The 12,893-nt window shown below is 36.6% G+C and carries 11 protein-coding genes; 1 reads left to right on the top strand and 10 read right to left on the bottom strand.

Going from position 1 to position 12,893, the window contains the following annotated elements:
• Nucleotides 1-35: 35 nt before the first annotated feature.
• The 3 genes from glnA to MKY02_RS16160 form a co-directional block, all read right to left on the bottom strand.
• Entirely contained in the window at nucleotides 36-1,370 is a 1,335-nt protein-coding gene (gene glnA, locus MKY02_RS16150) for a type I glutamate--ammonia ligase (RefSeq protein ID WP_038184368.1), read from the bottom strand.
• A gap of 45 nt (nucleotides 1,371-1,415) precedes the next feature.
• On the bottom strand, nucleotides 1,416-1,799 hold the full coding sequence (locus MKY02_RS16155) for a MerR family transcriptional regulator (RefSeq protein ID WP_038184365.1): 384 nt from the start codon (nucleotides 1,797-1,799) through the stop codon (nucleotides 1,416-1,418).
• A gap of 175 nt (nucleotides 1,800-1,974) precedes the next feature.
• Nucleotides 1,975-3,225 (bottom strand): methionine gamma-lyase family protein, encoded by a 1,251-nt coding sequence (locus MKY02_RS16160; RefSeq protein WP_038184362.1) that lies wholly within the window; start codon nucleotides 3,223-3,225, stop codon nucleotides 1,975-1,977.
• A gap of 139 nt (nucleotides 3,226-3,364) precedes the next feature.
• On the opposite strand from MKY02_RS16160, the gene MKY02_RS16165 reads away from it, so the two are divergent.
• Nucleotides 3,365-3,982 carry a trimeric intracellular cation channel family protein gene (locus MKY02_RS16165; RefSeq protein ID WP_038184358.1) on the top strand — a complete coding sequence of 206 codons (618 nt, stop codon included), beginning with the start codon at nucleotides 3,365-3,367 and terminating at the stop codon, nucleotides 3,980-3,982.
• Nucleotides 3,983-4,021: 39 nt separating this feature from the next.
• Here the strand turns inward: MKY02_RS16165 and MKY02_RS16170 are convergent, their stop codons facing one another.
• The 7 genes from MKY02_RS16170 to mutS all read right to left on the bottom strand — a co-directional run bounded on the left by MKY02_RS16170 (nucleotide 4,022) and on the right by mutS (nucleotide 12,782).
• Entirely contained in the window at nucleotides 4,022-4,321 is a 300-nt protein-coding gene (locus MKY02_RS16170; RefSeq protein WP_340711698.1) for a rhodanese-like domain-containing protein, read from the bottom strand.
• Between the two features lie 99 nt (nucleotides 4,322-4,420).
• Entirely contained in the window at nucleotides 4,421-4,651 is a 231-nt protein-coding gene (gene hfq / locus MKY02_RS16175; protein WP_038184348.1) for an RNA chaperone Hfq, read from the bottom strand.
• A 78-nt stretch (nucleotides 4,652-4,729) separates the two neighbouring features.
• Nucleotides 4,730-5,644 carry a tRNA (adenosine(37)-N6)-dimethylallyltransferase MiaA gene (miaA, locus tag MKY02_RS16180; protein WP_340711543.1) on the bottom strand — a complete coding sequence of 305 codons (915 nt, stop codon included), beginning with the start codon at nucleotides 5,642-5,644 and terminating at the stop codon, nucleotides 4,730-4,732.
• Nucleotides 5,641-6,561, bottom strand: coding sequence for an alpha/beta hydrolase (locus tag MKY02_RS16185; protein ID WP_076033990.1), 921 nt, complete (start codon nucleotides 6,559-6,561; stop codon nucleotides 5,641-5,643). Before MKY02_RS16185 ends, miaA begins: the two co-directional genes overlap by 4 nt.
• Complete coding sequence (locus MKY02_RS16190; protein ID WP_076065409.1) at nucleotides 6,554-8,212, bottom strand: glycerol-3-phosphate dehydrogenase/oxidase; 1,659 nt, start codon at nucleotides 8,210-8,212, stop codon at nucleotides 6,554-6,556. The genes MKY02_RS16185 and MKY02_RS16190 overlap by 8 nt, the downstream gene beginning before the upstream one ends.
• Nucleotides 8,213-8,240: 28 nt before the next feature.
• Nucleotides 8,241-10,139 carry a DNA mismatch repair endonuclease MutL gene (gene mutL / locus MKY02_RS16195; RefSeq protein ID WP_076065410.1) on the bottom strand — a complete coding sequence of 633 codons (1,899 nt, stop codon included), beginning with the start codon at nucleotides 10,137-10,139 and terminating at the stop codon, nucleotides 8,241-8,243.
• A 12-nt stretch (nucleotides 10,140-10,151) separates the two neighbouring features.
• Complete coding sequence (mutS, locus tag MKY02_RS16200; RefSeq protein WP_340711545.1) at nucleotides 10,152-12,782, bottom strand: DNA mismatch repair protein MutS; 2,631 nt, start codon at nucleotides 12,780-12,782, stop codon at nucleotides 10,152-10,154.
• Nucleotides 12,783-12,893 lie beyond the last annotated feature (111 nt).

Genomic DNA, 12,893 nt, shown 5'->3' on the forward strand with positions numbered 1-12,893 from the left:
CCCGTTGAAGCTTAGAGCCTCAACGGTTTTAACTATTAATACATTTTCAAGTATTGGTCACGTTCCCATTGGTGAACTTGTGTGCGGAACATATCAAACTCAATTTCTTTTGCTTCACGGAAGTTTTCATAAATATGAGTTCCTAGTGCTTCTTGAATTACTTTATCTTTCGCTAATGCTTGTAGTGCGTCATCAAGGTTGACTGGTAAGTTACCGATACCAGCTTCCTCACGTTCTTCTGCACTCATCACATAGATGTTACGATCTACTGCTGGTGGTGGTGTTAATTGTTGTTCTATACCATTTAACCCTGATTCTAAAATAACAGCCATAGCTAAGTACGGATTAGCAGCTGGGTCAACTGAGCGAACTTCAATACGAGTTGATAAGCCACGAGAAGCTGGAATACGTACTAGTGGTGAGCGATTTTGTCCTGACCAAGCAATGTAGCATGGTGCTTCGTATCCTGGTACTAAACGTTTGTAAGAATTTACTGTAGGGTTTGTTACTGCTGTAAAACCTTCAACATGTTTTAAAACACCAGCCATAAATTGCATAGCTGTTTCAGACAATTGCATTTCAGCTTGTTCATCAAAGAACATGTTTTGTTTTCCGTTAAATAGAGAAACGTTACAGTGCATACCTGAACCACTTAAACCGAAGATTGGTTTTGGCATGAATGTCGCATGTAAGCCGTGCTTACGAGCAATTGTTTTAACAACCAATTTGAATGTTTGGATGTTATCACATGCAGTAATTGCATCAGCGTATTTGAAGTCAATTTCATGTTGTCCTGGAGCAACTTCGTGGTGAGAAGCTTCGATTTCAAATCCCATTTCTTCAAGTTCTAACACGATATCTCGACGGCAATTTTCACCAAGGTCTGTTGGCGCTAAGTCGAAGTAACCACCGTGGTCATTTAATTCTAATGTAGGTTCGCCTTTTTCATCTAATTTGAATAAGAAGAATTCTGGCTCAGGTCCTAAGTTGAAGCTTGTGAAACCCATTTTTTCCATGCGTCCTAGGATACGACGTAGATTGTTACGTGGGTCACCTGCGAATGGAGTACCATTAGAATTATATACGTCACAGATGAAGCGACATACTGTGCCTTTACCAGTAGTCCATGGGAATACCATGAAAGTACTTAGGTCAGGATATAAGTACATATCTGATTCTTCAATACGAACGAAACCTTCAATAGAAGAACCATCGAACATCATTTTGTTATCTAATGCTTTATCTAATTGACTTACAGGAATTTCAACATTTTTAATCGTCCCTAAAATGTCAGTAAATTGTAAACGGATAAACTTTACTTCTTTTTCAGCTACTAATTTCTTAATATCTTCTTTTGTAAATTTCCCCACTCGATTCACTCTCCATGTAATAAATTTTATATTTTACTCAGTTTCTTATTGAAAGAAACGTGATAAATCCCCTTGACGGATAGATGTTTTTTGAAGACGTTGTGCTTGCTGCATCTCTTCTCTTAGAATGCGGCGTAAATCTGCATCCGTAATGTCTTTTTTACCTAAATTCGCGATTGCTGGTTCATTTTTTAAAGCAAATACTTTTTTGATACCTGCCATATTAATACCCTGCTCCAACAAGTCTTTAATTTCTAGCAATGAATCGACATCATTTAAGGAGAACATCCGACGATTGCCTTCTGTTCTTGCAGGTTCGATTAAATTATGTTCTTCATAATATCGAATCTGACGAGCCGTTAAGTCTGTCAGTTGCATGACTATACTAATTGGAAGTAATGGCATTGATCTTCGTATTTCACGACTCATATCATTCACCTTCCCCTTTACAATTCAAATAATACATCATGTTAGATTTTCTGTCAATACCATGTTATATAAGTTAACACGAACTATTATATAAAGAAAAAAGCTTAGAGCCGTCTGGTTTTCAAAGCTTTTTCATTGTTTTAGTTATGTGTTTTTTCACACTATTTTCAGTAAATTATTTTTTTAATTTTTGTACAGCACTTAAAGCTGCATACTTAACATGTTCATAAGTTAAACCACCTTGAATATACGCAGTGTATGGTGGACGAATTGGTCCATCCGCTGATAGTTCAATGCTTGCACCTTGTACAAATGTTCCAGCTGCCATAATGACATCATCTTCATAACCAGGCATATAGGCTGGTTGAGGTGCAAAATGAGCGTTTATTGGGGAACTCGCTTGAATAGCTTGGCAAAACGCAATCATTTGATCTGCCGTTTTGAATGATACAGATTGGATTAAATCAGTTCTTGATGCCGAATAATGTGGCGAAGTCGTCATGCCAATTGATTCAAGCATTGCAGATGTGAATATCGCACCTTTTAAAGCTTGCGCAACAACATGTGGCGCTAAGAAGAAACCTTGATAAAAGTCTGCTAAAGCATTTAAAGTCGGTCCAGCTTCAGCACCTATTCCTGGGGAAGTCATACGGAATGCACATTGTTCAACTAAATCTGCACGTCCAGCAATGTAGCCACCTATTTTAGCTAAGCCACCACCCGGATTTTTAATCAATGAGCCAGCCATTAAATCTGCTCCAACATCTGTTGGTTCAATTTCTTGAACAAATTCACCGTAACAGTTATCCACGAATATAATAGCTGATGGTTGAATTTCACGAATTGTGTTAATCATGTCAGCGATTTGTTCTACTGTGAAGGAAGGTCGTGATGCGTAGCCTTTTGAACGTTGAATTGCGATTACTTTTGTTTTTTCAGATACTGCTTTTGTTACTGCATCCCAGTTAACATCTTTATCATTCTCTAAGTCAATATGTTGATAGCTAATATTAAAGTCTTTTAATGAACCTGTATCTTTGTCACCACCATCAACAATTGATTGTAACGTGTCGTATGGTTGCCCTGTAATATACATAAGTTCGTCTCCAGGACGCAATACACCAAAGAGGCTTAAAGTAATGGCATGTGTGCCAGATATAATTTGCGGACGAACGATACAAGCTTCTGCACCAAACACTTCTGCATAAACGCGTTCTAAATTGTCGCGTCCCTCATCATCATAGCCATAGCCATTTGATGGGTGTAGATGAAAATCACTTACTTGATGATTACGAAAAGCTGCTAAAACTTTTTGTTGATTGAAGAAAGCCACTTCATCGACGTGATCATGGTACGGTTTAACTTGTGCTTCAATTTCTTTTGCTTTTATTAATAATTCATTACTAATTGTTGTAGAATACGTCATTTTTTCGGCTCCCTTTTTATTTTTCCATTACTATCTTACCAATAACAACTTAAGAGTCAATCACTCAATCAGTAAAACTTGTAATTATCACTATATTTGGTACAATTCAAGGACGTTATGAGAAAGTTGAGGATCTATTATGGCGTGGGATGTATTAAGTATTGTTGGTACAATTGCCTTTGCTGTATCTGGAGCAATTGTGGCAATGGAAGAAGAATATGATTTGTTTGGTGTTTATTTACTCGGGATTGTAACTGCATTTGGTGGTGGAGCCATTCGAAACTCACTAATAGGTGTTCCTGTCTCTGCTCTTTGGGAACAAGATATGATGTTTCAAATTGCACTTATATCTATTACTATCGTTTTTATTTTCCCGCAAAAGTTATTGGAACATTGGCATAAATGGGGCAATTTCTTTGATGCTATCGGCCTATCAGCATTTGCGATTCAAGGAGCACTTTTTGCTGTAAAGTTAGATTTGCCCGTTAGCGCTGCTATTGTAGCTGCGGTATTAACTGGTTCTGGCGGCGGTATTATCCGGGATGTACTAGCCGGTCGTAAGCCTCTTGTTTTACGCGAGGAAGTATATGCCGTTTGGGCAGCAGTTGCCGGTATAGTTGTTGGCCTAGGCATCTTTAAACAAGATTTATGGTTATACATATTATTCGTTAGTATGACCGCTCTTCGTGTATTATCATACATGAAACATTGGCGATTACCCTTTAAATCATTAGGGGGACAAAATTCAGTCAAATAAAAAAGACGAATCAATTTACGATTCGTCTTTTTTATTACCTTAAAATTCCAACTCACCTTCCCAAGCGAGCATGCCACCTTCCATATTCGTAACATCATATCCTAAACCAGACAGATAAGAGCACGCGCTACCGCTACGCCCACCTGCATGACAGATGAAAATATAAGGTTTTGTTTTATCTAATTCATCAATTCTTTCAGGTAGTGAACCAAGTGGTATATGGATAGCCCCTGGGATTATACCATTTGCTACTTCCTCATTTTCACGAACGTCTACTAAGAATAAATCTTCATTTGCGTCAACTTTTTCTAAAAGTTCAGTTGTTGTAATAGTTTTCATCATTATAATCCTCCATTATCAATTAAACATATCAAATATCTCTATAAGTATAGCTAGAAATAAAAAATTCGGCTAGTCTTTATACTAGCCGAATTCATTTTACTCTTCGTTATCTTGTGAGATATTAATGGATTTTGAAGGGGCGAATGTCGAAATGGCATGTTTATAAATCAAATGCTGTTTCCCATCAGATTCCAGTAGTACCGTGAAATTATCATAAGATTTAATAAGACCTTTTAGTTGAAAACCATTTAGCAAAAAAACGGTAACGAAAACCCCATTTTTACGCATTTGATTTAGAAACGCATCTTGTAAGTTAATAGATTTCATGCAAAGCCACTCCCTCTTCTGTTTTAAATAAATCTCCTCAATACCATGTATTCGATTTCATTTACGAAAAACCCTTTATTATTCCAACATTTCTCTGATTATTTTTTCTGTGTCGTCCAAACTATTGAACCATTTAACGTCCATTTTATTACGGAAATAAGTTAATTGACGTTTTGCATATCGTCTTGAATTTTGTTTTAACTGCTCTATCGCATTCTCTAGTGATTGTTTACCATCAAAATATGCATAAAGTTCCTTATATCCAATAGCTTGTACCGATTGTACACCTCGAATATCCTTTTGCCAAAGTGCTTCTACTTCAGCTAGCAGTCCTTGTTCCATCATTATATCAACACGCTTATTTATTCTTTCATACAACAGCTCACGGTCCATATTTAATCCAATGATAATATGGTTATAAAGTGGTTTATCACCTTGGTTTTGCTCATCAGAAGATTTGGCTACACCACCATGCTGAATCATCTCAAGTGCTCTGATTACTCGACGAGTATTATTTGGATGAATCGTTTCAGCAGTTTTAGGGTCAAGCGCTACTAATTTTGCATGCATTTCCTCAGGTCCAATTTCACTAAGTTCTTTATAATAGGCTTCTCTCGCAGCTTCATCAACTTTTTCATCTGTAAAGCGGTAGTCAAAAAGTACAGCTTGAATATATAGACCAGTGCCGCCAACTATGATGGGGAACTTTCCTTTCGCACGAATAAAGTCTATACGTTCACGCACGAGTTGCTGATATTCAGCAACTGAAAAAGATTCTGAAGGCTCTTTAATACTTAGAAGATGATGTGGTATACCTTCCATTTCAGTTTCTGTTATCTTAGCTGTTCCAATATTCAATTCTTTATAAATCTGCATGGAGTCACCATTTATAATCTCTCCATTTAACCTTTTTGCTAGCTCTATACTTAAAGCAGTTTTGCCTGAAGCTGTAGGGCCAACAATGGCGATTACCTCTAAATCTTGTTGTCTCATTCTTTTTCTAACCACCATATGATTTTGTTATAAACCTCTTGTCGATTTACTTCATTTAAAATTTCATGTCGTTTTCCTTCAAATAGCTGTACGGTAACATTTGTTAAACCACAACTTTGATAGCTTTTTGCCACCTTCCAAATACCTTTACTAAAACTACCAACAGGATCATCCGCTCCACTTATTAAGAGGATAGGTAAATCTTTTCGAATTCTATTTATTTCCTCTTCCTTCGATAAAGTTAAAATACCACCAGTTAAATCAACATAAAACTGATTAGTCGCTAAAAATCCGCAATCTTCATCTGCAATATATTTAGCGACTTCAGTTGAATCAGATGATAACCAATCAAAATCAGTTTGGGTATTTGAAAATGCACGATTGAAATTTCCGAACGACAATTTATCTAATAATGGACTTTCCTTCGTTTTCCCATTTAATTTAGCAAGACTTTTAGCAAGTACATGGCCAGCTTGATGTGTCACACTTGCAGCACCTGTTCCGCAGAAAATTGCTTTGGATAGAGTATCACTGTAAAGCTCTGTATAACGTCGTGCTATAAACGAACCCATGCTATGACCAAATAAAATAACAGGAGGTAAATGTTGATCAACCCGAACGAAGTCAAGCACTTCATGTACATCTAACACAACTCGCTCAAAGCCTTGCTGTTCAGCAAAAAAACCTTTAGGTGACTCGTTTACAGACGCTGTTTGCCCATGACCACGATGATCGTGCATAGAAACAACATAACCATTGCCTATGAGGAATTTTGCAAAATCTTCATATCTTGCACTATGCTCTGCCATACCATGAAGAATGTGAATATGTCCTTTCGGCTCTTCACTAGGGAAATAGACAGTCACCGAAATAAGGTGACCATCTGAGACTTTAACTAAATGTGTATTTTTATTCATAAATTCCCTCTTTAGCAAAATGCGACGCTTCGAATAGAACTTGGTCTAATTCCAAGCGATATTGCTCTTCCTGTGCTGTTGAATAGGACAAGTATTTTTTCATTAATTTTATTACTGCTTCCTTATGATTATAGACACTATCTATATCAAATAATAATCGACTTGAACGGCGAACAAAAAAATCTGTTGGTGTTTGTGCCAATTCGTATTGAATAGCATATAGTAGCTGCGCATGTATAGCAATCGGTAAATCCTCAATTGAATTATTGACTTTCAGCGTATGAATAATGTTGAATATGGCTTGTATATTCGTACCGTATTTAGATACGAGCATATTCGCCTCTTCTTTAGTTAAACCTAATTTCGTTCCTTCATATGTTTTATTTTTTACATAAGGGCCAAAATTTATAGGATTTATACCTTTAGATCCTGAAAGGGACAAATGCTCTGTAACACAAGGTCCAGACTTTTTAAATTGTTTTTTTTCTACTATCTTGTCGACTATATTTTCAGCCATTTTACGATAACCTGTTAATTTCCCACCTGCAATTGTCAACAATCCACTCGGAGATTCCCAAATCTCGTCTTTACGAGAAATTTCTGAAGGATCTTTACCCTCTTTGAAAATAAGTGGACGAACTCCAGCCCAGCTCGATTCTACGTCTTTTTGAGTAATTTGGACATCCGGGAAAATATAGTGAATTGTATCTATTAAATAAGTAATATCTTCATCAGTTGCAACTGGATTTATGGGATTTTCCTCGTAAAATGTATCAGTGGTACCGACATACGTTTTTCCATCTCGAGGTATTGCAAAGACCATACGGCCATCAGGTGTATCAAAGTAAACAGATTGTTGAAGTGGGAAACGGGATTGATCAATCACAATATGTACACCTTTAGTGAGACGTAATTGTTTATTATTACTAATTTGATCTTTTTTACGTACTTCATCTACCCACGGTCCTGTAGCATTTACAACTGAATTCGATTGAATTGTCCAAGTGCGAGATGAAATTTGATCGCGAACGACTACTCCTGTAATTTTCTCGTTTTCATAATTAAATTCTTCTGCTTTTACATAATTTAAGCAAACCGCACCAAGTTCAACAGCTTTCTTAATAACCTCAATCGTTAGACGTGCATCATCAGTGCGGTATTCTACATAATATCCCCCACCCAATAATCCTTCTTTTTTGAGTAAAGGTTCTTTTAGTAAAGTCTCTTTAGCATTTAGCATTTTACGTCGTTCTGATTTGTTAACTTGAGCTAATTTATCATACACTTTTAAGCCTAATGAAGTTGAATAAGGTCCAAATGATCCTCCTTTGTAAAATGGAAGTAGCATCCATTGCGGAGTTGTAATATGTACCCCATTCTCATAAACGATGGCACGTTCCTTTCCAACTTCAGCAACAACACCTACTTGTAGTTGTTTTAAATAACGCAAACCACCATGTACTAGCTTAGTTGAGCGACTAGAAGTACCAGCAGCAAAATCCTGCATATCAATTAGGGCAACAGATAATCCTCTAGAAACAGCATCTAGCGCAATTCCTGCACCTGTAATGCCACCACCAATTACCAACACATCAAAAGAATAAGCATCCAGTGTTTCAATAAAACTTTCACGTTGTGCAGATGAAAACATATTATCTTCCTCCTTTATTTCGTAAAAATCACATAACTCGCTTAAACATTTTTTCAATTTCATACGTTTTAAAATGGACGATTACAGGTCTTCCATGTGGGCATGTAAACGGATTGACCATTTTTTTTAAGTCTTGTATTAAGACTTCCATTTGTTGAGTATTTAAGTAGTGATTTGCTTTAATCGAACGTTTACAGCTCATCATTATAGCTGCGTCTTCACGTAATTTTCGTATATCCGTTTTACGTTCACGTAGCACCTGTTCAATTAATTCTTCAATGATTTCCTCTTCAAAATCTTTTGGGAACCAAGCGGGATGTTCTCTAACTACAAATGAGTTTGTGCCAAATTCCTCAAGAATAACACCTACATCTATTAAATAGGCCATATTTTCTCTTAACACTAATGCTTCATCAGCAGAATAATGGAATGTTAGCGGAAATAGTAGTGTTTGTCGTTCATTTGGATCGACCTCTCCTACTTTATCTTTGAAAAACTCATATTTAATTCGTTCTTGTGCAGCATGCTGGTCAATTAAATAAAAACCATCCTCACTTTGTGCGACAATATACGTCCCATGAATTTGACCTACAACTTCAAGTTCAGGAAATGGTTCTTTCGTTTCTTGCTCGTCAACTTCTTCTAGTGGCATTTTATAATCTTCATCGTTTTTAGCTTGCTCTGCAGACAATTCTGATTCCGACAAATCGTGTGTACTATTTACTTGTTCCCATGTTGCTTCCTTTACAAAACCTGAATTGGGTGATGAATTTAAATCATCTTGTGGAAATGGTTCTGAATAAAGAGTTGAACCTTCTTCTTGCTTAGTTTTTTCATTAAATTGAGGCATACTCGTGTTATTATAATTCATCGATTTCCAAAAATTAATTTGCTCCCCGGTTTGCGGAACTTTTTTCTTCTTTTCTGCAATTTCAGGTGCTTGCATTGACTGACGAATTACCTTATGCAAAGTTTTTTCAATTAAGTCCATTAATTCTGCTTCTTTGCTTAAACGAATTTGTTGCTTTGACGGATGTACATTAACATCTGTTAAAAATGGATCGCCTTCAATGTTAATAACTGAAATCGGAAAACGACCAATCGGTAAGAATGTATGATATGCATCAATCATTGCTTTTTGTACAGTAAAATGACGCACCCATCGACCATTAACGAAAATAGACATGTAATTTTTAGATGCTCTTGTAATTTCAGGAATTGTTGCAAACCCTGAAATTTTATAATCTAGTGATTCGCCTTCAAATTGCACCATTTTTTTCGCATTGGCAATACCATAAATTGCCGCTAATACTTGGCGTAAATCACCACGTCCATTCGTTTGTAATAATATATGGTCATGGTGACGTAATTTGAATGCGATATCTGGGTAACAAAGAGCCAATCGATTCATCAAATCAATTGTGTGACCTAATTCAGTTTGAATCGTCTTCATGTATTTCAATCGTGCTGGTGTATTATAAAAAAGTTGGGATACCTTCATATCCGTCCCTTTACGTAATGGCGCTGGTTTTTTGTCAATAACATGACCACCTTCCAGTTGCACTTCAATACCCACTTGCCCGTTTGATGTGACCAGGGTAATTTTTGATACTGAAGCGATACTGGCTAATGCCTCTCCGCGAAAACCTAGTGTACGAATACGGAATAAATCATGTTCATTTTCAATCTTACTTGTAGCATGTCGTTGAAAAGATTTCAGTGCATCAGCTTCGTCCATCCCACTACCATTATCAATTACTTGAATGGAAGTTAGTCCGGCTTCTTCTAAAATTACTTCAATCGAGGTGCTTCCTGCATCAATGGCATTTTCGACTAGTTCTTTCACAACAGATGAAGGTCGCTCGACTACTTCACCTGCTGCGATTTTATTGGACAGAAATTCATCCATTATATGAATATGACCCATCTGTTGCACCTCCTACTTTTTTATTAAAGATTGTTGCAATGCGTAAACAAGTTGCAATGCATCCATCGGCGTTGTGCCAGATACATTTACTGATCGAATTTGCTCAAGTACTTCTTGTTCTAATTTAGAAACAGCTAATTGAATTACTTCTTTCGGCTCTTCTTCTGCAAATAGAGAAAGTTGTGCTGATTCGTCCTTCATAATGTCTACTTGTTCATCTTTAACATTAAGTGCTGATTCTGCTTTTGTAACCGTTGCAGCTGAGACTGCATTAGTTGCCTCAAATTCTTCCAATAAAATGCGCGCTCTAGAAATAATTTCTGCCGGTAATTCTGCTAACTCTGCTACATGAATACCGTAACTTTTATCTGCCGGGCCTTTTTTAACTTTGTGTAAAAAGACCACCTTCCCATCTTGTTCCATTGCTGATACATGGACATTTTGCAAGCGATTTAAGTCATTTTCTAAATCTGTTAATTCATGATAATGAGTAGAGAATAATGTATTAGCGCCTATTTTATTGTGGATAAACTCCATCATAGATTGTGCTAATGCCATACCATCATAAGTTGATGTACCACGACCAATTTCATCAAAGAGCAATAAGCTCTTCTCGGTAGCATTTGTAATGGCATGTTGTGATTCCAACATCTCTACCATAAATGTACTTTGTCCTGCTGCTAAATCATCTGCTGCACCAATACGTGTGAAAATTTGATCCGTTATTGGTAATTCCGCTTCATCTGCTGGTACATAGCAGCCCATTTGTGCAAGAATTGTAATAAGCGCCACTTGTCTCATATACGTACTTTTACCAGACATATTCGGTCCTGTAATTAGCATCATATTTCGATCATCAGTCAATATACAATCATTTGGCACATATAATTGCTGATTCATCATTTTCTCGACAACCGGATGACGACCATTAACAATTTTAAGTGAACGACCTTCATGGAAGACCGGTTTTGTGAAACGATACTTTTCCGTAACAGTTGCAAAACCTACGTAGACATCTAATTCACTGATAGCAGAAGCAAGTCCTTGTAATCTCGGGATATATTGCTTTAATTCTTCACGAATTTGAGTAAATAAAGTATATTCGAGCGCCAAACTTTCTTCTTCAGCATTTAGTATGATAGCTTCTTTTTCCTTTAGTTCATCTGTAATGTAACGCTCTGCATTAGCTAGCGTCTGTTTACGTTCATATCTTTCTAAATCAGCTAAATGGATATACGATTTCGTGATTTCGATGTAATATCCAAACACTCGGTTATAACCAATTTTCAAATTCTTAATTCCTGTTTTTTCACGCTCTTGTTGTTCAAGTGCTGCAATCCAGTCTTTACCGTTGCGAGAGGCATAACGAAGCTCGTCTAATTTCGCATTATAGCCACCGCGGATAACATCGCCCTCTTTAATAGAGATTGGTGGGTGATCTGTAATCGCATGACTTAAATAACTTTCTACATCACTACATAAATCAAGTGCTTTCCCTAAATTTTGTAGATTTGCTTTTGAAGAGTTTAGTAGTTGCTCTTGAATGACAGGCACTTGACGTAATGATTCTCTTAATTGGGCTAAATCACGTCCCCCAACACTTCCAAATGCAACACGCCCTGCTAGGCGTTCTAAGTCATACACTTGTTTGAATAATTCCTGTAATTCTGCTCGAACAAAATATTCTTCCAACAAATCTGTAACGATGCTCAAGCGATTTTCAATATGTTGACGGTTTGCTAACGGTTGATGTAACCACTGTTTTAATTTTCGACCACCCATTGCAGTAACAGTTTCGTCTAGTAACCATAATAGTGTTCCTTTTTGGTCACCACCACGTAGTGATTGAATGAGTTCTAAATTACGTTTTGAGTTTGTATCTATATTTAGATAATTTTTGTTTTCATTGTATTGGAATGGTTGAATATGAGAAAGTGAGCGCATTTGAGTACGTTCAATATAGTGCAGAAGCTTTCGTCCAGCACCATGCAAATTACTTGGTGCCTCTTCTAAATACTGTGTACTTTTAGCTTCATCCATTACCTCTTCTTCAATTGATAAGACAATGGATAATGCTTCTGCCTGTTCAGTCAGCTCTGCAAATAATTGCTCTGAAACAACCATTTCTCGAATACCAAATGATTGGAGTTGTTGTAATAAGACCAGACCATCGCCTTCGACATAAGTAACAGTTGCCTCACCAGTTGATAAATCTAAATAACAAAAAGCATATACTATAGGGTTTATTTGCTCTGCAGCTGCTATGAAGTGATTTGTTTTTCCATCCAACGCTTTGCCTTCCATAATTGTCCCAGGTGTAATCAACCGAACAACTTCACGTTTTACGACACCTTTTGCTTGTTTGACATCTTCTGTTTGTTCACAAACTGCTACTTTAAAACCTTTTTGAACTAGTGTCTCGATATAATTTTTAGCGGAATGATGAGGGACACCACACATGGGAATGCGTTCTTTCATCCCGGCATCTCGGCTCGTTAATGTAATTTCTAAAATTTGAGAAGCTTTTATAGCATCATCAAAGAACATTTCATAAAAATCACCTAATCTAAAAAATAAAAAAGCATCTTGATAATCTGCTTTCACTTGTAGATATTGTTGAATCATTGGTGTATACGTTGTCATTTTAAAACCTCTCTTGTGTAGCTAAATCTTATTTCTATTATAACAAAATAAGTATTGAAATGCGTTTCATACCTTTTAGAGACTTTACTCAAAAAAAAATAAGCCGGCGTC

Origin of the sequence: Viridibacillus sp. FSL R5-0888, assembly GCF_038009105.1 — a bacterium.
In the GTDB taxonomy this organism is placed as follows: domain Bacteria; phylum Bacillota; class Bacilli; order Bacillales_A; family Planococcaceae; genus Viridibacillus; species Viridibacillus arenosi.